This window comes from Pseudoxanthomonas sp. PXM04 (genome assembly GCF_014851695.1).
Lineage (GTDB): Bacteria > Pseudomonadota > Gammaproteobacteria > Xanthomonadales > Xanthomonadaceae > Pseudoxanthomonas_A > Pseudoxanthomonas_A beigongshangi.
In genome coordinates, this window is sequence record NZ_JACVAG010000003.1 from 130,472 (window position 1) to 154,252 (window position 23,781).

At 68.7% G+C, this 23,781-nt stretch carries 18 protein-coding genes; 10 read left to right on the plus strand and 8 right to left on the minus strand.

Features of this window, described 5'->3' with window-relative positions:
- Positions 1–23: 23 nt before the first annotated feature.
- The 5 genes from IB228_RS09070 to IB228_RS09090 form a co-directional block, all read right to left on the minus strand.
- On the minus strand, positions 24–458 hold the full coding sequence (locus tag IB228_RS09070; protein ID WP_192198161.1) for a hotdog fold thioesterase: 435 nt from the start codon (positions 456–458) through the stop codon (positions 24–26).
- 100 nt (positions 459–558) lie between these two features.
- Complete coding sequence (locus IB228_RS09075; protein ID WP_225562381.1) at positions 559–2,523, minus strand: phospholipase D family protein; 1,965 nt, start codon at positions 2,521–2,523, stop codon at positions 559–561.
- Between the two features lie 2 nt (positions 2,524–2,525).
- Positions 2,526–3,107, minus strand: a complete 582-nt coding sequence (locus tag IB228_RS09080; RefSeq protein WP_183640196.1) for a YceI family protein — start codon at positions 3,105–3,107, stop codon at positions 2,526–2,528.
- Positions 3,104–3,580 (minus strand): histidine phosphatase family protein, encoded by a 477-nt coding sequence (locus tag IB228_RS09085; protein ID WP_141454659.1) that lies wholly within the window; start codon positions 3,578–3,580, stop codon positions 3,104–3,106. Before IB228_RS09085 ends, IB228_RS09080 begins: the two co-directional genes overlap by 4 nt.
- A gap of 21 nt (positions 3,581–3,601) precedes the next feature.
- Positions 3,602–4,234 carry a ParA family protein gene (locus IB228_RS09090; protein ID WP_183640194.1) on the minus strand — a complete coding sequence of 211 codons (633 nt, stop codon included), beginning with the start codon at positions 4,232–4,234 and terminating at the stop codon, positions 3,602–3,604.
- A gap of 126 nt (positions 4,235–4,360) precedes the next feature.
- Between IB228_RS09090 and IB228_RS09095 the strand changes: the two genes are divergently transcribed.
- Positions 4,361–5,839: an AAA family ATPase gene (locus IB228_RS09095; protein WP_192198162.1), complete on the plus strand. Its 1,479-nt coding sequence runs from the start codon at positions 4,361–4,363 to the stop codon at positions 5,837–5,839.
- A 51-nt stretch (positions 5,840–5,890) separates the two neighbouring features.
- Here IB228_RS09095 and IB228_RS09100 read toward each other — a convergent pair whose 3' ends face one another.
- A complete protein-coding gene (locus tag IB228_RS09100; protein WP_141454665.1) occupies positions 5,891–7,081 on the minus strand; it encodes an MFS transporter in 1,191 nt (396 codons plus the stop codon).
- A gap of 160 nt (positions 7,082–7,241) precedes the next feature.
- Here IB228_RS09100 and IB228_RS09105 point away from each other — a divergent pair, with 160 nt between their 5' ends.
- Both IB228_RS09105 and zapE read left to right on the plus strand, forming a co-directional pair.
- A complete protein-coding gene (locus IB228_RS09105; RefSeq protein WP_192198163.1) occupies positions 7,242–7,904 on the plus strand; it encodes an alpha/beta fold hydrolase in 663 nt (220 codons plus the stop codon).
- Entirely contained in the window at positions 7,904–9,049 is a 1,146-nt protein-coding gene (gene zapE, locus IB228_RS09110; RefSeq protein ID WP_192198164.1) for a cell division protein ZapE, read from the plus strand. The genes IB228_RS09105 and zapE overlap by 1 nt, the downstream gene beginning before the upstream one ends.
- Before the next feature lie 19 nt (positions 9,050–9,068).
- Here the strand turns inward: zapE and IB228_RS09115 are convergent, their stop codons facing one another.
- Together IB228_RS09115 and IB228_RS09120 are read right to left on the minus strand one after the other, a co-directional pair.
- Positions 9,069–9,959 (minus strand): BPSS1780 family membrane protein, encoded by an 891-nt coding sequence (locus tag IB228_RS09115; protein ID WP_192198165.1) that lies wholly within the window; start codon positions 9,957–9,959, stop codon positions 9,069–9,071.
- A 22-nt stretch (positions 9,960–9,981) separates the two neighbouring features.
- Complete coding sequence (locus tag IB228_RS09120; protein WP_192198387.1) at positions 9,982–10,707, minus strand: glutamine amidotransferase; 726 nt, start codon at positions 10,705–10,707, stop codon at positions 9,982–9,984.
- A gap of 84 nt (positions 10,708–10,791) precedes the next feature.
- Between IB228_RS09120 and glyQ the strand changes: the two genes are divergently transcribed.
- The 7 genes from glyQ to IB228_RS09155 all read left to right on the plus strand — a co-directional run bounded on the left by glyQ (position 10,792) and on the right by IB228_RS09155 (position 23,776).
- The gene (glyQ, locus tag IB228_RS09125) at positions 10,792–11,706 is read left to right on the plus strand and encodes a glycine--tRNA ligase subunit alpha (RefSeq protein WP_192198166.1); all 915 of its coding nucleotides are present in this window, start codon (positions 10,792–10,794) and stop codon (positions 11,704–11,706) included.
- Positions 11,707–11,822: 116 nt separating this feature from the next.
- Complete coding sequence (gene glyS, locus IB228_RS09130; protein ID WP_192198167.1) at positions 11,823–13,898, plus strand: glycine--tRNA ligase subunit beta; 2,076 nt, start codon at positions 11,823–11,825, stop codon at positions 13,896–13,898.
- A gap of 220 nt (positions 13,899–14,118) precedes the next feature.
- Complete coding sequence (locus tag IB228_RS09135; protein WP_192198168.1) at positions 14,119–15,903, plus strand: autotransporter assembly complex family protein; 1,785 nt, start codon at positions 14,119–14,121, stop codon at positions 15,901–15,903.
- Positions 15,900–19,703 (plus strand): translocation/assembly module TamB domain-containing protein, encoded by a 3,804-nt coding sequence (locus IB228_RS09140; protein WP_343227064.1) that lies wholly within the window; start codon positions 15,900–15,902, stop codon positions 19,701–19,703. The genes IB228_RS09135 and IB228_RS09140 overlap by 4 nt, the downstream gene beginning before the upstream one ends.
- Positions 19,704–19,739: 36 nt before the next feature.
- Positions 19,740–20,444: an SIMPL domain-containing protein gene (locus tag IB228_RS09145; RefSeq protein WP_192198169.1), complete on the plus strand. Its 705-nt coding sequence runs from the start codon at positions 19,740–19,742 to the stop codon at positions 20,442–20,444.
- Position 20,445: 1 nt separating this feature from the next.
- The gene (locus IB228_RS09150) at positions 20,446–21,531 is read left to right on the plus strand and encodes a winged helix DNA-binding domain-containing protein (protein ID WP_192198170.1); all 1,086 of its coding nucleotides are present in this window, start codon (positions 20,446–20,448) and stop codon (positions 21,529–21,531) included.
- Positions 21,532–21,613: 82 nt separating this feature from the next.
- Entirely contained in the window at positions 21,614–23,776 is a 2,163-nt protein-coding gene (locus IB228_RS09155; RefSeq protein ID WP_192198171.1) for a S46 family peptidase, read from the plus strand.
- Positions 23,777–23,781 lie beyond the last annotated feature (5 nt).

Below are 23,781 nucleotides of genomic sequence, written 5' to 3' on the forward strand. Positions count from 1 at the left end.
GCGACGCCGGAACCGGGGCGAGGTCAGGCGCCCGGCCCGCCCGCCGGCACCACCGCCAGGGTGATGCGGGAGACGCAGACCAGCTTGCCGGCCTCGTTCTCGATGCGGATTTCCCACACCTGGGTGCTGCGGCCGACATGCAGCGCGCGCGCGGTGCCGGTCACCGTGCCCTCGCGTACGGCGCGCACGTGGTTGGCGTTGATCTCCAGCCCGACCACCATTTCCCGGCTGGTATCCACGGTGAGGTTGCCGGCCATGCTGCCCAGGGTCTCGGCCAGCGCGACCGAAGCGCCGCCATGCAGGATGCCGAACGGCTGGTGGGTGCGCGCATCCACCGGCATGGTGCCGCGCAGCCAGTCCTCGCCGGCCTCGGTCAGCACGATGCCCAGATGGCCGACCAGGCTGTTGCGGGCGTGGGCGTTGATGGCGTCGAGATCGACGGGCTGGCGAAAGGCCATGGGCGAAGTCCTGTTGATTGGGGGAGCGCGAGAAGGCCAGTTTAGGCCAGCGTCGCCGTCGTGGCCTTGCGCGGATGCGATCGCCGCTGGAAGGGCGCCGCTACAGGATCGGCACCAGGCCGGCGCCGAAGGCGGTCAGGATGCGCGTGTACAGCCACTTCGGACCGATGTTCACTTCCGGAAAATCGCCCACCGAGCGATAGCACTGGTGGAAGCGTGGATCTCCCGGCGGCAACGGTTCCGGGCAATCGGGCCCCGGCACGTATTCGTAGCTGGTGGCATAGCGCCAGGGCCACAGGTCGAACAGCGGCAAGGCTTCCGACACCTTGCCCAGGCTGTAGTCCAGCCCGGAGAACACCGGCGGCTTGACCTTGCGCGCCACCAGCCAGGAATTCTCCGGCTTCATGTCGCGGCGGATGCTGTCGGCAAGCGCCTGTGCGAACGCCTCGTCCTCGATGATCACCACGCTCTCGGTGTTGTAGGTCTCCGAGCGCGGATCGAAGTTGTGCGTGCCGATCACGCCGATGCGCCCGTCGATGACCATCGATTTGGCATGCAGGCCCATGCGCACGCCGGCGCGCTTGAGCGGCACCGGCCCGGTCGCCGCGCCGCTGCTGAGGAACGACGGCCGCGCCTCGGTGCGCTGCAGCTTGCGGGTGGTCTCGCCCGCCGATTCGCGCCGCTCCCCGGACGACGACGACGGTCCGATCGAGCCCGACGGTCCGCGCGGACGACTGCGCGAGGAAGGATCGGCGGGCGCCACCGGCGGCCCCTCCGGCATCAGCGTGGCGTAGTCGACCGGCGCGTCCTCGGGAAACGGCTTGTACTCGTGGATCTCGAAGCCGAACTCGCGCAGGTAGCGGCGCTTGTACTTGAACGACATCGAGTAGACGACCGGGTTGTCGGTCGCCGCCAGGCTGTTGGTGGACACGATCACCTTCGGCGGCGCCTGGCGCTTGCGCATGTCGCGGAAGATCTCCTGCGCCTGCTTGGACATCACCAGGTAGGGCGTCTGCAGCAGCACTTCCTGGCTGGCATTGCCGATCAGGGTTTCCAGCTCCGGTGCGGAAGGCGCCGCATCGCTGCCATGCTCGCGGCGATGCTTCTGCGGCAGATCGGCCACGTACTTGACCTCGCCGACCGGCAGCACCGATTCCACCAGCCGCTCCTGGATCACCGCCGGATCGGCGGCGTCCTGCGCCATCGCCGCCACCCGTTCCGGTCGCAGGAAGCGCGCCGGCGGCATCTCCGGCACGCCTCCGCGCAGCAGGGTCCGGCCAACGTCGTTCAGCCGCTCGGCCGGGATGCTCCTGCGCGCATCCCAGAACGCCTGGAAATTGACCGCCATGTCGCGTGCGGCCGGCCCGGCCACCAGCACGTCGCGATCGCGGAAGTTGTACTCCGCGTCCCAGTCGTAATAATCGTCCTGGTAGTTGCGCCCGCCGGTGATGCCGATTTCCCCGTCCACCAGCAGCAGCTTGGTGTGCATGCGCTGGTTGAAGCGGCGGAAGCAGCAGAGCACGCTGCCGGCGTAGTCGAAGTAGTTGAGCTTGGCCTTGCCGAAACTGGGGTTGTAGATGCGGATGGCGAAGTTCTGGTGCGCGCCGGCCAGGGCGCCGAGGATCTGCAGATCGGCAATCGCCGAGAGCTGATCGATCAGCAGCCGCACCTTGACCCCGCGCCGGGCCGCGGCCAGCAGTTCGTCGATGACCAGCCGCGCGCTGTCGTCCTTGTCGAAGATGTAGGTCTGCAAGTCGATGTTGCGGCGGGCGCTGCGGATCAGGTTGAGCCGCGCCAGCAGCGAGTCCTCGCCGCGATCCAGGATCAGCGCGTAGTGCCGCGGCGACTGCGGTGTGGACGCCGACAGCGCGCGCGGTCCCAGATCATGCAGCGGCGAAAGCAGCGCGCAGGCATCGGGCTGGCGGCAGTCCACGATCTCCGATCGCGCGGCGGCGGCGATTCCCGCCGCGCGATCGCGCTGGGCATCGCTCAGGCCGGCGCAGGCGGTGCACGCCAGCGACAGCAGAATCGCCGCGCAGCGCGCGGCGTCGCGTAGCAGGGACAGGTTCACTGCGGGGCCCCGTCCCTGACCCGGGCGCGCAGCACGAACACCACGCGGTCATTCACGGCCAGCTTCCAGTCGTCCATGTCGTAGTCGCTGCGACGCACCGCGCCAGTGGCGACCACGTCGCAGTCCACCGCCGGGCGCGCACAGGTGGCTGGTTCCACCGTCAGGCTGCGCGGGCGGCTGATGCCGCGGATGCTCAGGTCGCCTTCCAGCAGGCCGCCGTCGCGTAGCAGTTGCGGCACATAGGGCTTGGAGATGAAGGTCACCACGGGATAACGGTCGGCCTCGAAGAACTTCTCGCTGCGCGCCCACTGGGTATAGCGCGGGTAGCCGACAATCTCGACGTTGCGGGTATACATGCGCAGGTGGACCTGCTGGCGACCATCCGCCAGCACCCGCACCTGTCCTTCGTATTGCGGAAACAGTCCGTCCAGCCGCTGTCCCCAGCGCGTGCGCAGTTCGAAACCCAGCCGCGTGTGCGCCGGGTCGAAATTCTTGTCTCCGCCCGCCCAGACCGGCCAGGCGCACAACAGGCCGAGTCCACAGACACCCAGCCAACTCTTTCCGGACAGCAGCGTCATGGCCACCAGAACGAGGACAGGGTGGCGACACCGGGTTCGATGGTGGCGTCGACGGGCAGGCTCAGCACCACCACCGCCGAGGTGGGCATGCCGCGATAGTCGCCGGACTGGCCGCTGTGCATCAGCGCCGCCAGCCGCTCGAAGCCGGGGTTGTGCCCGACCAGCATCAGGCGCTCGACCTCGCGGTGGCCGTCGGCCACTTCGGCCAGCGTGCCGGCGGTCGCCTCGTAGATGGCGTCCTCAAGACGCTGCTCGACGTAGCCGATGGCCTCCAGCACCGCTTCGAGGGTTTCGCGTGCGCGGCGCGCGGGCGAGCACAGCACCCGGTCCGGCACCAGCCCGTGCTCGGCCAGCCAGCGACCGGCGGCCTCCGCCTCGGCCAGGCCTTGCGGGGACAACGGCCGATCGAAGTCGGACTGCCCGGCGATGGCGGGCTCGGCATGCGCGTGGCGCAGCAGGATCAGTTGACGCATCGGGCAGGGACTCCTTCCTGGTCAGGCTTTCTTGATCCACTTCAGCAGCGGATCCCAATCGGACTGATGATCGCGGACCTGTGCCGAACGGTAGTCGAACAGGCTGCGCCCCAGTCCCGCCAGCACCACATAGGCCTGGGTGTCGCGCAGCTGCGCCACCACCGGATAGGGCCAGGTGGACAGCATTTCGACCGCCTGCTGCGAGGCGTTGGTCCAGGGTTTGCTGCGGTTGACCACCAGTCCCACCGGCAGTTTGCGCTTGTGCACGCGCGGCACCTTGGCCAAGGTGTTGAGGAAGCCGACCGTGGCCTCGATGTCCATCGCCGACGGCAGCACCGGCACCACCACCGCGTCGGCCTTGTCCAGGAACGATTCCAGATCCGCCGCCATCGCGCCGGCGGCCGCGTCGATGACCACCCGGTCGGCGTCGTCGGGCACCGCGTCGCGCCATGCGCGCCGCCCGGTGCCGTCCACCGGCAGCACCGCGCTCTCCAGCTCCGCGCGGCGTTCGGCCCAGCGGGTCGAGGACCCCTGCGGGTCGGCGTCCACCAGCACCGTGCGCTTGCCGTCGAGGGCGAAGGTCGCCGCCAGGTTCGTGGCGATGGTGCTCTTGCCTGCGCCGCCCTTGGAGCTGGCGACCAGAATCGTCTTCATGCGCTCACCTCGTTGCCCGGGAAGCCGCAGGGTACACCGGCGGCCGGCGGGCGGGAATCGCCGGGCTTGTCCACGCGGCGTGAATCGCTTTGTTATCTTTCGTCCCCCGAGGGAACGACCGCTTTCATGAACGAACTCCAGGATTTGACCGCGCTGATCCGGGCCAACACCCCGCTGATCGTGATCGAGACCCAGGACGAAGCCCGCGCGGTCGACCTGTTCCGGCAGACCCTCTCCCAGGTCTGGCGGGCCCTGTACCGGTGGACGATCACCGAGGGCCTGCGCCGCATCGACATGGACCGCGAGGACGAGCCGGAAGGGCCGCCCGACGCCAGCGCCGCGTTGCAGGCCATGCGCCAGGCCAGCCAGCGCGGCGTCTACCTGCTGCTGGATTTCCATCCCTACCTGGGCTACGCCAGCAGCCAGCGCGCGCTGCGCGACCTGATCCAGCGCCGCCACTGCCTGCCGCACGTGATCGTGCTGATCGGCCACAAGGTCGAGCTGCCGCCGGAACTGGAATCGATGGCGGTGCGGTTCAGCCCGCGCCTGCCCGATGCCACCGCCCTGCAGAAGATGCTGGGCGAGGAAGCCGATGGATACGCCCGCGAGAACGGCGGCCGCCGGGTCGAGGTGGACGGCGACGCGGCCCGCCAGGTCCTGCGCAACCTGCAGGGACTGAGCCTGTCCGACGCCCACCGCATCGTCCGCCAGCTGATTCATGCCGACGGCGCCCTCAACGCCGACGACCTGCCGCAGCTGACCCGGCTCAAGTTCGAACTGCTCAACCGCAGCGGCCACCTGCACTACGAATACGACACCGCGCGCTTCGCCGACGTGGCCGGGGCACGCCGGCTCAAGCGCTGGATCGAGCAGCGCCGGGCCGCCTTCACCGGCAACGTCCCGCCCGGGCTGGATCCGCCGCGCGGCGTGCTGCTGCTGGGCGTGCAGGGCTGCGGCAAGTCGATGCTGGCCAAGGCCACCGCCGCCGGCTTCGGCGTGCCGCTGCTGCGGCTGGATTTCGGCACCCTGTACGACAAGTACCACGGCGAGACCGAGAAGAACCTGCGCGCCGCGCTCGCCTCGGCCGAGCAATTGGCGCCCTGCGTGCTGTGGATCGACGAGGTCGAGAAGGGCCTGGCCAGCGGCGGCGAGGACGGCGGCGTCTCGCGGCGGGTGCTGGGCTACCTGCTGACCTGGATGGCCGAACGCAAGGCGCCGGTGTTCCTGGTCGCCACCGCCAACCAGGTCCAGGATTTGCCGGCAGAACTGCTGCGCAAGGGCCGCTTCGACGAAATCTTCTTCGTCGACCTGCCCGACGCCGATACCCGCGTGGAGATCCTGCGCGTGCACCTGCAGCGCCGCCAGCTGCCGCTGGACGAGTTGCAATTGCCGGCGCTGGCGGCGGCAGCGAACGGCTTCTCCGGCGCCGAACTGGAGCAGGTCATCGTCTCCGCGCTGTATACGGCGCACGGCGACCAGCGCATGCTGGACACCGAACTGCTGATGGACGAGATCCGCAACACCCGCCCGCTGTCGGTGCTGATGGCCGAACAGGTCGGCGCGCTGCGCGAGTGGGCGCGCGAGCGGACCGTGCCGGCCGATTGACGCCTCGGACAGGCGACCGCCAGGCGCCCCGCGGCGCCCGGCGCCATCGCCTCACATGCCGCTGTCGCCGCACTCGCAGGCCGCCAGCGCCGGACGCAAGGCACGCTGTTCCAGCGCCGCGCTGAGCGCGGTCAGGCCCAGCCCCACCGCGGTCACCATCGCCGCGGCCACGCCCAGCCACGGATAGGCGGCGCCGTTCGCCAGCAGGCTGGCGCCAATCCAGGCGCCGCCGGCGTTGCCGAGGTTGAAGGCGCTCTGGTTGAGGGTGGATGCCAGCAACGGCGCGTCCTTCGCCTGTTGCACCGAGCGCGCCTGCAGGCCGGGACCGCCAATGAAGCCGATGAAGCCGATCAGGAACACCCCGGCGATCGCGAACGGCTTGAGGTGCATGGTCGCCGCGAACAGCAGGAAGAACACGCACAGCGTCGACAGGGCAATCATCAGCGCGCGCATCAGTTTCCAGTCGGCCAGGCGCCCGCCCAGCAGCGTGCCCAGGGTCGCGCCCAGGCCGAACAGCACCAGCACCGCGCCCACCGAATGGCTGGCGACGCCGGCTTCGTCGGTGAGGATCGGCACGATGTAGGTGAACACCGCGAACACGCCGCCGAAACCGAACACCGTCATGCCCAGCGCCAGCAGCACCTGCGGCTCGCGCAGCACCCGCAGTTCGCGGCCCAGCCGCGGTGGCGCCAGATCATGCAGCACGGGAACGTAGCGGGCGATGGCGATCAGGGCCGCCGCGCCCAGCGCCACCACCGCCCAGAAGGTGGCCCGCCAGCCCAGCGCCTGCCCCAGCCAGGTCCCCGCGGGCACGCCGAGGATGTTGGCGACGGTCAGGCCGGTGAACATCAGCGCGATGGCCTGCGCGCGCTTGCCCGGCGGGGCGATGTGGCCGGCCACCACCGCGCCGGCGCCGAAGAAGGAGCCATGCGCGAGCGCGGCGATCACCCGCGCCGCCATCAGGGTCGGATAGTTGGGCGCCAGCGCGCACAGCAGGTTGCCGAGCACGAACACGCCCATCAGCACCAGCAGCACCGCCTTGCGCGGCAGCCGCGCGGTCGCCATCGCCAGCAACGGTCCGCCGAACACCACGCCCAGCGCGTAGCCGGACACCAGCATGCCGGCGGAGGGAATCGAGACATCGAGGTCCTGCGCCATCTGCGGCAGCAGGCCCATCACCACGAATTCGGTGGTGCCGATGGCGAAGGCGCTCACGGCGAGCGCGACGAGGGGAAGGCGCATGCGGGCGGAAATCCCGGCAAAACCGGGCATCGCGGGCGGGAGGGACCAGTGATTGTGCGCCGCAACAATGACGGCCGCAAGACGGAATCATCGAACGCAGCGTCGCACGCGCGCCCGCATGCGGACCGGCGCGGACGGGGCGAAGCCTTATCATGTAGCCATGTCGACACCCGATTTCCCCCGCCAGACCGCCAATCTCGAACTGCCCGGCCCGGTCGGTCCGCTGGAGGTCGCCGTCGAGTGGCCGGACGACGACGTCACCGCGCTGCCGCTGACCGCGATCGTCTGCCACCCGCTGCCCACCGAGGGCGGCACCATGCACAACAAGGTGGTGGTGATGACCGCTCGCAGCCTGCGCGAGCTGGGCGCGGTGACGGTGCGTTTCAACTTCCGCGGCACCGGCGGCTCGGCCGGCAACTTCGACCATGGCGACGGCGAGTCCGAGGATCTGCAGGCGGTGGTCGAATGGGTGCGCGCGCATCGACCGGGGACGCGGCTGTGGCTGGCCGGTTTCAGCTTTGGCGCGTACGTCTCGCTGCGCAGCGCGGAAGCGCTCAAGGCCGACGCGCTGATTTCGATCGCGCCACCGGCGGGCCGCTGGGATTTCGCCGCCATCGAACCACCATCCTGTCCGTGGCTGGTGATCCAGGGCGAGCAGGACGAGATCGTCGAGCCGCAAGCGGTCTACGACTGGATCGACAAGCTCAGGAATCCGCCGGAGCTTATCCGCATGCCCGAAACCAGCCATTTCTTCCACCGCAAGCTGATGGACCTGCGCGGGGCGATCAAGCACGCGATGAAGGCCTGGCTGCCGGAGGCGTGATGGCGGACGGCGATACCCCGGTGCCCCCGACGCCGTCGCAGGCCTATGCGCGCGGCGTCGCCGAAGGCCGCTGGCGCGACGATCCGGCGCAGTACGACGCGTTGCGCGAACTGGATCGGATCCACCTGGCCCTGCTCGAAGATGCGCAGGATGGCTGGCTGGATCGCCTGTCCTCGTTCTGGAAGAAACCCGAGCCGGTGCGCGGCCTGTACCTGTGGGGCGGCGTCGGCCGCGGCAAGACCTTCCTGATCGACCTGTTCTACGATGGCCTGCCGCTGGAACCGTTCCATCCGGATTCGACGCGCGCGGAAGGCGGCAAGTACCGCACCCACTTCCACCGCTTCATGCGCGGCGTGCACGAACGCCTGCGCGAACACGCCGGACAGAGCGATCCGCTGGCGAAGATCGCGCAGGAATGGCGGGATCGCCTGCGCGTGCTGGTGCTGGACGAGTTCTTCGTCACCGACATCGGCGACGCGATGCTGCTGGGACGCCTGCTGGAACGCCTGATCGCCGAGGGCGTGACCCTGGTGACCAGTTCCAACACCGCACCCGCGAATCTCTACAAGGATGGCCTGCAGCGCGACAGCTTCCTGCCGGCGATCGCCCTCCTGCAGAAGTACTGCGTGGAAGTGCACGCCATCGGCGCGGAGGACTATCGCCTGCGCGCGCTGACCCGCTCGCCGGTCTACCGCGCCCCGCTGGACGCGCAGTCGGATGCCTGGCTGTGCGAACGCTGGAAGGAACTGAGCGCCGGCAGCGCGACCCGCGACGGCAACATCGTCATCGACGATCGCCGGATTCCGGTGCGCGGACGCGGCAAGGGCATCGTCTGGTTCGACTTCGCCGCGATCTGCGAAGGCCCGCGCGGCACCACCGACTACATCGAGGTGGCGCGCGAGTTCCACACCGTGCTGCTGGGCGGGATCCCGCGCTTTGATCGGCTCAACGAGGACGCCGCGCGCCGTTTCGTCAACCTGGTCGACGAACTCTACGACCGCCAGGTCAACCTGGTCTGCACCGCCGACGCCGTGCCGACCGATCTGTATACGGGCGAGCGCCTGCAGGGCGCATTCGAGCGCACCGCCTCGCGCCTGATCGAAATGCAGAGCGCCGAATACCTGGGAACCGGGCACCGCGCCTGATGGCGCGGTCTACCCGGAATCAGACTTCGATGTGCGTGGTGGCGGGGGCCGTGGAGGGTGCGGCCGAACCCGCCGTCATCATCATCTGCCGCCATGCCGTATACATGGCGCCAGCCAGCACCGGGGTCAGCACCGCCAGCAGTACCAGTTGCCACAGCAGCACCGCGATGACCGGACCGGTGATCAGTTGCAGGATCGCCACCAGCAGCAGCGATCCGAAGGTGATGGCGAAAATCGCGATGCCCGCCAGCAGGTAGAACACCAGCATCGCGGTCCAGTTGTGCAGGCAGGCGCGCAGGCTGTTGCGCATCGCGCCGATCGCGTCGGTGCCGGTGAACAGGATCTGCGGCGCGGCGATGAAGGTCATCCACTTGATGACCACGAAGGTGATGGCCACCAGCAGCAGCCACAGCAGCAGGCGGCCGGCCGGCAGATCCTTGACCAACGATGGATCCGGCTGCCCGCCCTCGGCGGCGACGGTCTGCATCTGCACCCACACCTCGCCCAGGTGCTTGAGCTGATCCGGGCCGATCATCGCCAGCAGCAGCAGGCCCAGCGCGAACGAGGCGATTACCTGCGGCAGCAGGGTGGCGAGCAGCGCGGGGCCGTGGCCGTCGCGGATCGGCTGCAGCAGATGGGCGGGCTGGGCCGGGCGGCCCTGGTCCACTTCCCGCGCCGCCCAGATCATCGCGCCGAAGAACAACGGACCGGCGAGGATCAACAGGAACTGCGCGGCGTACAGCAACACGGTCAGGCCGGTCGCGCCCGCCAGCGCCATCAGCACCGTGGAGCCCAGGCCCCACAGGATCGCGAGGGTGCCCAGCGCGACCGGCGCGCGGCGCAGCAGCGCGAATCCACCCAGCAGCCATTCCGCGCCGGCGCTGGCCGGCACCTTGTTGATCGTGCTCATCGGTAATCCGTGGAAGGGAAGCTCAGCGGGCGTGCAGCCCGCGCGCGTGCGCGACGAAGCGCCGCAATAGTTTGCGGGCTTGCGGCGCCGCCGTCACGCCGCGGGCGATGCTGCCGGGGCAGCGACCCTCGTTGCGCAGGTGTTCGGCGCGCGCGTGGACGTAGCCGCGCATGTGGTGGGTGGCGAATTCGGGGTGGAACTGCACGCCCCAGGCCCGGTCCCGCCAGCGAAAGGCATGGCATTGGTCCTGCTCGGAGCGAGCCAGCACGGTGGCGCCGTCCGGCGCCCGCAACACCGTCTGCACATGGGTCGCGTGGGCGGCGAAGCTGGCCGGCAGCCCGGCGAACAGCGGATCGGCGTCGGCGTGCGGATGCAGATCGATGGTCACCGTGCCGGACTCGCGCCCGGCCGGGTTGTAGGCGACCTCGCCGCCCAGCGCGTGCGCCAGCAACTGGTGGCCGTAGCAGATCCCCAGCACCGGCACGCCTTCGTGGGCGGCCTCGCGCAGCCAGTCGGCGCTGCGCTCGCTCCAGTCGGCGCGGTCGGTGACCATCGCCGCCGAGCCACTGACGATGACCCCGGCGAAACCCTCGCGGCGCGGCAGCGCATCGCCACGCTCGACGTTGCTCACCACCGCCTCGTCCGCCTCCAGTCCGGCCGCCACCCGGATCCAGTGCGGAAAGCCGCCATAGCGCCGCATCGACGGCACCGGCTGGCCGGTTTCGACGATGAGGAAAGGCGCTTTCAGGGGAACGTCCACGGCGGGCAAACGAAGGTGGGGCGGGGGTTCCCCCGTATACTAGCCCGCTTTTCCGCAGTGCACGATAAGCCGATGGCCGCCACTTCACCCCCCGCCGTCACCTTCCAGGGCCTCATCCAGACCCTGAACCAGTACTGGGCCGCGCAGGGCTGCGTGCTGATCCAGCCGCTGGACCTGGAGGTCGGCGCCGGCACCTTCCATCCCGCCACTTTCCTGCGCGCGCTCGGCCCGGAGCCGTGGAACGCCGCCTACGTGCAGCCCAGCCGCCGTCCCACCGACGGCCGCTACGGCGAGAACCCCAACCGCCTGCAGCGTTACTACCAGTACCAGGTGGTGATGAAGCCCAATCCGGACAACATCCAGGAGTTGTACCTGGAGTCGCTGAAGGCGCTGGGCATCGATCCGCGCGTGCACGATCTGCGCTTCGTCGAGGACAACTGGGAGTCGCCGACCCTCGGCGCCTGGGGTCTGGGCTGGGAAGTCTGGCTCAACGGCATGGAGGTCACCCAGTTCACCTACTTCCAGCAGGCCGGCGGCCTGGAATGCCGGCCGGTGCTGGGCGAGATCACCTACGGCCTGGAGCGGTTGTGCATGTACCTGCAGAACTGCGACAACGTGTACGACCTGGTGTGGACCGAGGGACCGCAGGGCATCGTCACCTACGGCGACGTCTACCACCAGAACGAAGTCGAGCAGAGCACCTACAACTTCGAGTACGCCGACGTCGCCGAGCTGTTCCACCGCTTCGACGCCTGCGAGGCCGAGGCGATGAAGCTGGTCGAGGCGGGCCTGCCGCTGCCAGCCTACGAACAGGTCTGCAAGGCCTCGCACAGCTTCAATCTGCTGGACGCGCGCCGCGCGATCTCGGTGACCGAACGCCAGCGTTACATCCTGCGCGTGCGCAAGCTGGCCCAGGCGGTCGCCGAGGCCTACCACGCGCAACGCGAGAAACTGGGCTTTCCCGGACTGAAAAACCGGACTCCATGACACACGTCCTTCCCCCGCCCGCGGGGGAAGGTGCCCGAAGGGCGGATGGGGGCAAGCCCGCACGCTCCACCACAATCCCCACGCGGGGAGCGGCACAGAAAACCAGGTTGCACAACATGAGCGAACAAAAATCCCTGCTGATCGAACTCGGTACCGAGGAACTACCGGTCAAGGCGCTGCCCGGACTGGCGCAGGCCTTCTTCGACGGCGTGCTCGGCGCGCTGGAAAAGCGCGGCATCGACTTCCAGCGCGGCGACGCCAAGCCGCTGTACACGCCGCGCCGCCTGGCCGTGCTGCTGCCGGGCGTGGCGGTGGAGCAGCCGGAACAGAAATCGGAAGTGCTGGGGCCGTATCTCAACATCGCGCTGGACGCCAACGGCGAACCCACCAAGGCGCTGCAGGGCTTCGCCGCCAAGGCCGGGCTCGACTGGACCCAACTGGAACGCATCACCGACGGCAAGGGCGAGCGCTTCGTCCATCGCGCGATCAACCCGGGCGTGAAGACCGCCGGCCTGCTGCCGGACATCGTGCGCGAAGCCATCGCCGCCATGCCCATCCCCAAGCCGATGCGCTGGGGCGATCACGACTACGCCTTCGCCCGCCCGGTGCACTGGCTGGTGCTGCTGCTCGGGGGCGACGTGGTCGACGCCGAAGTGCTGGGCGTGAAGGCCGACCGCATGAGCCGCGGCCACCGCTTCGAGCATGACAAGCCGGTCTGGATCGGCCAGCCGGGCGACTACGTGGACGCGCTGCGCGCGGCGCGGGTGCTGGTCGACGCCGGCGAGCGCCGCCAGCGCATCGTCGCCGAGGTGGAAGCGGCGGCGCACCAGGCCGGTGGCGTGGCCCGCGTCACCGACGACAACCTGGAACAGGTGGTCTGCCTGACCGAATGGCCGACCGCGGTGCTGTGCAGCTTCGAACCGGCGTTCCTGGCGGTGCCGCAGGAAGCGCTGATCGAAACCATGGAGATCAACCAGAAGTTCTTCCCGGTGCTCGGCGAGACCGGCAAGCTGACCGAACACTTCATCGGCATCGCCAACATCGAATCGCGCAATCCCGCCGAAGTCCGCAAGGGCTACGAACGCGTGATCCGTCCGCGCTTCTCCGATGCCAGGTTCTTCTTCGACGAGGATCTCAAGCAGGGCCTGGCGTCGATGGGCGAGGGCCTGAAGACGGTCACCTACCAGGCCAAGCTGGGCAGCGTGGCGGACAAGGCCGCGCGCGTGGCGGCGCTGGCCGAGGCGATTGCCCCGCAGGTGGGCGCCGATCCGGCCGAAGCGCGTCGCGCCGCCGGACTGTGCAAGAACGATCTGCAGTCGCGCATGGTCAACGAATTCCCGGAACTGCAGGGCATCGCCGGCCGCCACTATGCGCTGGCGGCGGGTGAACCGAAGGAGATCGCGCTGGCGATCGACGAGGCCTACCAGCCGCGCTTCGCCGGCGACGACATCGCGCTCTCGCCGCAGGGCAAGGTGCTGGCCATCGCCGAGCGCCTGGACACCCTGGCCGGCGGTTTCGCCGCGGGCCTGAAGCCGACCGGCAACAAGGATCCGTTCGCCCTGCGGCGCAATGCGCTGGGCCTGGCGCGCACGGTGATCGAATCCGGCTTCAATCTGGATCTGCCCAGACTGCTCACCCATGCCAACCAGGCATTGGCCGCGCGCGGCGTGCAGGCCGACACGTCCGAACTCTATGACTTCATCCTCGATCGCCTGCGCGGCTACTACGCCGACAAGGGCGTGCCGGCCGCGCACTTCAACGCGGTCGTCGAACTGAAGCCTGCCTCGCTGTACGACTTCGACACCCGCCTGGATGCGATCGGCACCTTCGCCAGCCTGCCGGAAGCCGAAGCGCTGGCCGCCGCCAACAAGCGCATCAACAACATCCTGAAGAAGGCCGACATCGCGATTCCGGCGATGGAGGATCGCGCGCTGTTGAAGGAGCCGGCGGAAAGCGCGCTGGCCGAAGCGGTGGAGGCCGCGCTGGGCGACACGGACGACGCCCTGCACCATCACGACTACGTCAGCGTGCTGAACCGGCTGGCGCGCCTGCGTCCGCAGGTGGACGCATTCTTCGACAACGTGATGGTCAATGCGGACGATCCGGCCATCCGCGCCAATCGCCTGGCCCTGCTCAAGCGCCTGGCCGATCGTTTCCGCGCGGTCGCCGCGATCGAACATCTCTCGGTCTGATCCGACGGCCTCCCCGCGCCCGCGGGGAGGCCTGGCATCGCCGCCATGCACGCGCGGCCCTCGATGCAACCGCCGGTGGCGAAGCTTCCCTGATCCACGGCCATCGCCCTTCGCGACGGGCTCCATCATTCAGCATCGGCCCGGACCATCGCATCGAGGTCCGAACGAGCCCCTCATGTTCCTTTAACCCGAAAATCCCTTCGCCGGTTATCCTGCCCGCATGCGACGAATCGTCCCCCTCGCCACCCTGATCGCCTTGCTTGCCGCCAGTGGCTCCGCCTGGGCCGCGGCCACCATCGACAAGGTCCGCATCGAAGGGGTCGAGGACGAGGCGATGGTCGAGAACATCAACGTCGCCCTGTCGCTGAACGACACGGTCGGCAAACGCCTGGGCGAATCGCGGCTGGAGTACCTGCTGAACGAAGCCGTGGCGCAGACGCGCGAGGCGCTGGAACCCTTCGGCTACTACTCGCCCGACATCCAGGTGCAGGCCAACCGTACCGGCGATGGAGAAAACGAACGGGTCGAGGTGGTCATCCGCGTATCCAAGGGCGAGCCGGTGCGGGTCCGGCGTTCGAGCCTGAGCATCGACGGCGAAGGCGGCGACGATCGCTACCTGAAGGAGGATCTGGCCGCGTTCGCGCCGCGCACGGGCGAGATTTTCGATCACACCACCTACGAAGCCAGCAAGCTCAAGATCGTGCGGCGCCTGGCCGATCGCGGCTATTTCGACGCCGACTTCACCCAGCGCCGGGTGGAAGTCACCCGCGCCGAGCATGCGGCCGACATCGATCTTGCCTGGGTCAGCGGCATCCGCTACGACATGGGCCCGACCACCTTCCACCAGAGCAAGTTCGAACCCGGACTGCTGGACAAGCTGGTGTACTGGGAGGAAGGCAGCTATTTCCACCAGGGCAAGCTGGATCGCCTGCGCGAGTCGCTGGTGGGGCTCGACTACTTCAGCAACATCGATATCCAGGCCAATCCGGACAAGGCGGAAAACGGCCGCGTGCCGATCGACGTCAACCTCAGCCTGGCCAAGCGCACCATCTACACCGCCGGCGTGAGCTATGGTTCGGAGAGCGGCGCCGGTATCCGCATGGGCGTGGATCGGCGCTACCTCAACTCGCGCGGACACAAGCTGTCCACCCAGCTGGACTACGCGCAGAACCGCAAGACCCTGCTCACCCAGTACCGCATTCCCGCCTTCAAGTGGCTCGACGGCTGGTACACCCTCGCGGTGCAGGCCAGCGACGAGCAGACCGACTACATCGATCTGCGCCACATCGAATTCATCGGCAGCCGCAGCGGCCAGATCAACGAGGACTGGACCGCCGTCGCCTCGATCCACGCGCTGCGCGAGCGCTGGGCGTATTACGAGGACGAGGACGGCAACGATCTTGAATCGCCGGAATACCGCTACGCCACCTTCACCTACCCCTCGCTGCAGGCCGACTACCTCAACGCGCCGGTGGGTTCCAACCGCCCCGACCGTCTGGCCGGCTCGGTCCTGCTGCGCGGCGGCGTGGAAGGCGCCGGCTCCGATGCCAGCTTCCTGCAGGCGCACATCCGCGCGCGCTGGTCGCGCGAGTTCGGCCGCAACAGCGCGCTGATTTTCCGTGGCGAGTATGGCCACACCTTCACCAGCAGCCTGGTCGGGATGCCGCCCTCGCTGCGCTTCTTCGCCGGTGGCGACCGCAGCATCCGCGGCTATGCCTGGCGCGAAGTCGGCCCGCGCATCGGCAAGTACGCGCTGGGCGCCAAGAACGTGGTCACCGCCAGCGCCGAGTACGAGTACTACCCCGGCGGCGGTCCGTGGGGCGGCGCGGTGTTCGTCGATACCGGCAGCGCCTTCGACGGCGGCATGCCGGACCTGAGCACCGGCATGGGCGTCGGCTTCCGCTGGCGTTCGCCGATCGGCCCGGTGCGGCTGGATCTGGCGCACGGCCTGAACGACCCGGATTCGCAATTCCAGATCTACCTCAACATCGGAACCGACCTGTGAGCCGGCCCGCCGACGACATCACCCCGGAAGAGCGCGAAGCCCGCATCGCCGAACTGCGGGCGCGACGCCGGGCGCGCATGCGCGTGCTCGCCATCCGCAGCGCGATCGGCACCGGCGTGCTGGTCCTGCTGCTGTGCTTCGGCCTGTACTGGTTGCTGCAGACCGTGGCCGGCCGCGATGTGCTGCTGGCGCAGGTGGTGGCGCGGCTGCCGGCCAACTCCTCGCTGACCTGGAAGAAGGTCGAAGGTCCGCTGGCCGGACCGCTGACCCTGCACGGTGTCGACTTCCGCTGGGACAAGATCCATTTCACCGCCGAGCGCGTGTACCTGGATCCGGATCTGCGTCCGCTGCTGGGCAAGCGCCTGCGGCTGGACGCGCTGGAGATCCGCAATGCGACCCTGGACGTGCCGGAAAGCGACGAACCGTTCGAACTGCCACGCTGGCCCGAATCGCTGCCGCAGATCCAGATGCCGCTGGCGATCCAGGCCGACACCCTGGTCATCGACGGGTTCAGGATTTCCCAGGCCGGCGAACCGGTGATCGACATCCGTCGCGGGCGTGGCGGCATCGATATCGGCAACGGCTACTTCACCGCCGAGAAGCTCGCGCTCGACACCGACCGCGGCCGCTTCAACGCGAACGGCAGCTATGCACCGGGCAAGGGCTACCGCACCGACCTGATCGCGACCGGCGTGTTCCCCGCACCGGCCGGCAAGGCCCCGGCTCGATTGGGCCTGGTCGCGCGCGGCGACATCAACAAGATGGAGATGGCACTCGCCGGCAACGCACCCGCGCCGGTGCGGGTGCTGCTCACCCTGCAGGGCGCCGAGAATCCGACCTGGCATTTCACCGGCAAGACCGATCTGCTGGACTTGGCAGCGCTGGCCGTCACCGAGGACAGCCTGCCGCTGGCCTTCGATCTGAAGGCCGACGGCGCCGGTGGCAAGGCGACCCTGCAAGGGCGCGTTGTCCAGGATCAGATCACGCTGGTGATCGATCCTTCCCAGGTCGCCATCGCCGACGAGGTACTGACGGTGGAACCGCTGGTCGTGCGCGCGTTCGAAGGCATCACCACCCTGCGCGGGCGCGCCGACTTCAAGGATCCGGCCAATCCGCAGTTCCGGTTCGCGGTCAACGCGCGCGGCCTGCGCTGGGGCGACAGCGCCGAGACCGCCATCGGCGCCAACGCCGATCTGGGCGTGGCCGGCCAACTGGAGAATTGGGCGGCGGTCGGCAAGGCCGGCTTCACCCGCGCCGGCGAGAAGGCGCAGGTCGAATTCGATGCGGCCGGCAACGGCGAGCGCGCCACGGTGAAGACGCTGCGCGCGAAGATGCCGACCGGCCAATTGGATGCCGATGGCGAAGTGGCGTGGACGCCGGTCCTGAAGTGGGACATGAAAGCGAAGCTGGCCGGCTTCGATCCCGGCTATTTCCTGGCCGACTGGGACGGCAACCTGTCCGGTGAATTCAGCAGCCAGGGCCAGGCGCGCGAGGCCGGCGGCTTCGACGCCACCCTGGATCTGCCCAAACTGGCGGGCCGGCTGCGTGGGCGGCCGCTGGATGCGCGTGGCAAGTTCGCGCTGCACGGCGAGGACGGCGAGGGCCAGTTGGCGATGACGCTCGGCGGCAGCCGCGTGCAGGCCAAGGGCAAGGTCGGCGATCGGCTCGCGGTGGATGCTTCGCTGTCGCCGCTGCACCTGGCCGATCTGCTGCCCACCGGCAGCGGCACCCTGCAGGGCACGGTCAAGCTGACCGGCGCGCGCACGGCGCCGGACATCGAGGCCGATCTGTCCGGCAACCAGCTGCGCTGGAACGACTGGAGCGCCGATACCGTCAGCCTGCGCGGACGTCTGCCCTGGCGCAGCGGCAACGGCGAACTGGCGGTGCGCGCGAACGCGGTGAACGTCGGCATGGTGCTGGACGAGCTGCGCCTGGATGCGCGCGGCGCGGTGGAGGACCTGCGGGTGGACGCCGATGCCCGCAATCCGATGGGCGCGATCGCCCTGACCGGCAGCACGCAGCGGCGCGGCGAAAACTGGCAGGGCGGACTGGATGCCTTGCGCATCGCACCGTCCAAGGGCAGCGCATGGCAGTTGCAGCAGCCGGCCCGGTTCGCCCAGCGCGGCGCCAACTGGACGCTGGGCAGTACCTGCCTGGTTTCGAACGACGGTGGCGCGCTGTGCGCCGAGGCCGACTGGCCGCGCCAGGGATTGAGCCTGCATTCGGATTCGCTGCCGCTCACGCTGGTGCATCCGTGGCTGCCGCAGAACAGCGGCCGCCCGCTGGTCCTGCGCGGCAACCTGGCCCTCGACGCCAGCCTGCGGCCACGCGGCAACGCCTGGGAAGGCAAGGTCCACCTGGCTTCGCTGGAAGGCGGCATGAAGCTGGGCAACAACGCGCGCGGCGAGCTGATCAGCTACGACAACTTCACCTTCGACGCCGACTTCAACCCGCAGCGCATCCAGGCGCGGCTGGGCAGCGGCTTCAAGGGCAACGGTTACGTCGACGCGACCGTCAACACCGGCTGGGACGAGTTCTCGCCGCTGCGTGGCGATCTGTATTTCCACAACTCGCGGCTGTTCTGGCTGGAACTGTTCTCGCCGGACCTGGTACGCCCGCGCGGCAAGCTGGCCGGCCACATCGGCCTGGCCGGCACCCGTGGCCGCCCGGCGCTCACCGGCGAAGCGGATTTGACCGAGTTCACCGGCGAACTGCCCGCGCTGGGCATCACCCTCACCGACGGCACCGCCCGCCTGGTCGCGCTGGCCGACGGCAGCGCGCGCATCGACGGCAGCGTGAAGTCCGGCGAAGGCGTGCTGCGGGTCGACGGCAGCCTGGGCTGGAACAACGACACCACGCCGCTGCAATTCAACGTGCGTGGCGACAACGTGCTGGTGTCCGACACCACCGATCTGCGCGCCATCGCCTCGCCCGATATCCAGGTCGGCTTCGCCGACAACACCATCCAGGTACGCGGTGACGTCACCGTGCCGTCGGCAAGCATCGACGTCGAAAAACTCGACGATGGCGTTTCCGCATCCGAGGACGTGGTGGTGCTGGATCCGGCGGATCCGGAACGCACGCCGAGTTCGCGGCTGGATCTGGACCTGGGCATCACCCTCGGCGACAAGGTCGCGCTGAAGGGCTACGGGCTGGAAGGCACGCTGGGCGGCAACATGCGGGTGCGCTCGCGCCTGGGCCGCGAGATGGTCGCGACGGGCCGGCTGGACGTGGACGGACGCTACGAGGCCTACGGACAGAAGCTGCAGATCACCCGCGGCGAGCTGACCTGGAGCAACAATGCGGTGAGTGATCCGCGCATCAACATCCGCGCCCAGCGCGAGGTGATCAGCGCGGGTGTCACCGCCGGTATCGACGTCACCGGCCGCGCCAGCCAACCGCGTGCGAAGGTGTGGTCGGATCCGGCCAGCTCCGAATCCGAGGCACTGTCTTACCTGGTGCTGGGTCGCTCGCTCAACAGCGCCAGCAGCGACGAAAGCCAGCGCATCAACGCCGCCTCCTCGGCGCTGTCGGCGGGCGCCGGCCTGCTGGCCTCGCAGCTGGGCGCCAAGATTGGCCTGGACGACGCCGGCGTGCTGGAATCGCGCACGCTGGGCGGTTCGGTGTTCGGCGTCGGCAAGTACCTTTCGCCGCGGCTGTATGTCAGCTACGGCGTTTCGATGGTCGGCTCGGGTTCCGCGGTGACACTGAAGTACCTGCTGCGCAAGGGCTTCGACATCGAAATCGAGTCCAGCACGATCGAGAGCCGCGGCTCGATCAACTGGCGCAAGGAAAAATAGAACGGGTTCATCCACTTCGCTGGAAAGGGAGATTTCATGCGTCAGGTTTTTCTTGCCCTGTTGTTCATCCTCGCCGCTCCCACCTTCGCCGGTACTCCGCTTCCCGACACACCGCACATCGTGGTGTCGGGCGCAGGCGAGGTCACCGCCAAACCCGACAGTGCTCGCCTGAGTTTCCAATTCGAATCCCGTGCCGCGCAGCCGCTCCCCGCCAAAAAGGCCGTGGACCAGGGGGTCAACCGGTTGCTTGAAGCGCTTTCCCGCTTCGGCATCGCGGACGGGGACATCGAGGCGGGAAGCCTGCAGGCTTCCGAGGATGTGGACTACACCGACTCCGGAAAGCGGGTTTCCAATGGTTACGAGGCCAGCCGGACCGTCACCGTGCTGCTGACGCGGATCGACCAGCTCAATGATCTGATTGACACGGGACTCGCTGCGGGTGCCACGAATTTCCGCAACCTTCAGTTCGAGTCCTCGCGTGCGGCCGAGTTTCGCGCCGAGGCCAAGCGCAAGGCCATCCAGAATGCGCATGCGCAGGCACGTGACACTTCCGTAGCGTTCGGTGCTGCACTCGGCCCCATCTACAGCATCGACAGTGTCACCTCGCAGGTGGAGTTCGGATACCGGGGTCGAATGCTGGACGCAGTCACCGTCACCGGAAGCAGCGCATCCGGGCGCTACGTCCAGCCCACCGTGGAATACCGCGAGAACGTCCGGGCGGTCTTCGAGCTCAAGCGCTGAGATGGAACACCTTCCCTCGGTAGCCGGATGGCGGCTTCACCGGCAAGGCATCAGCACGCCGCTGGGCGACGACCCAGCCGACACTGTCCGCCACCTGCTGGCGGTACAGGCACAGGACTACTACGGGTCACTGTGGGCAGTCGGCCTGCGGACGGCAGGTGCGCGCGAGGTCGATGTCGAACGCGCCATCGCCGAGCGCCGCATCGTGCGCACCTGGCCGATGCGCGGGACGCTGCACCTGGTGGCGCCGGAGGATGCACGCTGGATGCTATCGCTCATGGCGGTTCGTGCACTCGACCGCGACCGTGCGCGCCAGGAGCGCGAGTTCGGCCTGGATGCGCACACGACGGGCCGCTGTGCCGAGGTGGTCACGCGACTGCTCGAAGGCGGCAGGCAGCTGACCCGTGGCGCGCTCTACGAAGCATTGGCCGAACGGAAAGTCGACACCGAAGGGCAACGCGGCCTGCACATCCTGGGTCGACTCGCCCATGAGGGCCTGATCTGCCAGGGGCCACGCGAGGGCAAGCAGCCGACGTTCGTGCTGCTGGACGAATGGATTCCACGCACCGCGATCCTCGACCGCGATGCGGCGCTGGCGGAACTGGCGCGGCGCTACTTTGCCGGACACGGTCCGGCCACCGTGCACGATCTGGCCTGGTGGTCGGGCCTGACCGTGCGCGATGCACAGGCGGCGGTGGATGGCGCAAAATCGACCCTTTCGCACCATGATTACGACGGCGTCCGGCATTGGTTCACCGAATCGCCGTCGGCGCCCGCGCGAGCGGTCCCGGCGGTGCACCTGCTGCCGCCGTTCGACGAATACCTGGTCGGCTACAAGGACCGCAGCGCCGCGCTGGACGCCGCGCACAACCGGCAGGTGGTCGGCATCAACGGGCTGGTCAACCCCAGCCTGATCGTCGACGGCCGCGTCAACGCACTGTGGAAGCGCACGCTGGACCGGCAGGGCGCCACGCTCTCGCTGACGCCATTGCGGCCCCTGCGCAAGGCGGACCGGCCTGCGCTCGCGCGGGCCGCCAGACGCTACGGGGAGTTCATCGGCCAGCCGGTGGTGCTCGCCGCGGACTGAGGCGCCCATGCGGCGATCGCAATTGCCCCGCGCGGCGCGGGCCGCTATCGTCGCAGGCTGTCTTTTCCGAGGATTCCCGCCCATGAGCGCACGCACGCCCTTCACCGCCCTGGCCCTGGGCATCGCCCTGGCCCTGCCCGCGCAGGCCAACGAGGGCATGTGGATGCCCTCGCAGCTGCCGCAGCTGGCCGCGCCGCTGCGCCAGGCGGGTTTCGAGGGCGATCCGGCCGCGCTGGCCGACCTGACCCGGCCGCCGCTCAACGCGGTGGTCAAGGTCGGCGGCGCCACCGGCGCGTTCGTCTCTGCCGATGGCCTGGTGCTGACCAACCACCACGTCGCCTACGGCGTGATCCAGTACAACTCCAGGCCGGAGAAGAACCTGATCGATCAGGGCTACATCGCCGGCGATCGCGCCGCCGAGCTTCCGGCCAATCCCGACTACCGGGTGTTGGTGACCGTCGGTTTCGATCGCGTGACCGATGACGTGATGCGCGATGCCGCCGGCAAGACCGGTCGCGAGTACTACGACGCGGTGGATCGCGCCAACAAGCGCATCGTCAGCGAGTGCGAGCGCGAGGCGGGCATGCGCTGCAGCGTCGCCACCATGTACTACGGCGCCGATTTCTACCGTATCAAGCAGCTGGAACTGCGCGATATCCGCCTCGTGTACGCACCGCCACGCGCGATCGGCAACTACGGCGACGAGATCGACAACTTCATGTGGCCGCGCCATACCGGCGACTTCACCCTGCTGCGCGCCTACGTCGGCAAGGATGGCAAGCCGGCGGCGTACAGCCCGGACAACGTGCCCTACCGCGCACCCGCGCACCTGCAGGTCGCGCTCGATGGCCCGAAGGAAGGCGATTTCGCGATGCTCGCCGGCTATCCCGGCATCACCTACCGCCACCGCTTCGCCAGCGAATTCAAGGAGCGCATCGAATGGGGCCTGCCGGCCAACGTCGAAGTGCTGGACGCGCTGATCGGCATCGTCCAGCAGCGCGGCAAGGCGGATCCGGAAGCCGGCGTGAAGTACGCCAGCCAGCTGTCCGGCCTGAAGAACAGCAGCAAGCGCTTCAGCGGTGAACTGGAAGGCCTGCGCCGCAGCAACGCCATCCAGGTCCGCGCCGACGCCGAGAAGGCGATGTATGCGTGGCTGGCGAAGTCGGGCGGCGACGCCACGTCGACGCGCGCGCGCATCGATCAGGCGCAGGCGCTGCTCGACCAGGCCAGCGCCATGCGCGAGCGCGACATGCTGGTCGGCATGATCGACGGCCGCACCCAGCTGCTGCGCAGCGCGATTACCCTGCAGCGGCTGGCGCTGGAACGCGGCAAGGCCGACGCGGATCGCGAAGGCGGCTACCAGGATCGCGACCTCGCCCTCATCGAGGGCCAGTTGAAGCAGGTCCAGCGCCGCTACGACGCCGGCATGGAGCGCGCCTTCCTGACCGAGCTGGTCGGCCGCTACCAGAAGCTGCCCGATGCGCAGCGCCTGCCGGAATTCGACGCGGCCTTCGGTCGCGACGCCGCCAGCCTGGAAGCCACCCTCGCGCGTGTCTACGGCGGCACCGCGCTGGGTGAGGAAGCAACCCGCGTCGGCCTGCTGAAAGCGGAACCGGCCGCGATCACCGGCTCGACCGATCCGTTGCTGGCGCTCGCCGCGCAGTTGCAGCCGGCGCTGCTGCGCATCGAGAACGAGCGCAAGCAGCGCGACGGCGATCTGCTGCGCCTGCGCCCGGCCTACATGCAGGCGCTGACCGGCTGGTACCGCAGCCAGGGACGTTCGGTCTACCCGGACGCCAACAGCACCCTGCGGGTCAGCTACGGCAAGGTGGAATCGCTGCATCCGCGCGACAGCGTCACCTACTCGCCGGTGACCACCGTGGCCGGCATCGTCGAGAAGAACACCGACACGGTACCGTTCGATGCGCCCAAGCCACTGCTGGCGGCGATCGCCAAGGGCGACTTCGGCAGCACCGCCGATCCCGCGCTGAAGACCCAGACGGTCAACTTCCTGACCAACCTGGACACCACCGGCGGCAACTCGGGCTCTCCCGTGCTCAACGCGCGCGGCCAGCTGATCGGCCTGAACTTCGACAGCAACTGGGAGTCGGTCAGCGCCAGCTGGATGTTCGATCCGCGCTACAAGCGCGCCGTGCACGTGGACATGCGCTACATGCGCTGGTTGATGTCCAAGGTCTACGCGGCCCCGCACCTGCTGAAGGAAATGGGGCTGCCGGCGGAGTAAGCCGG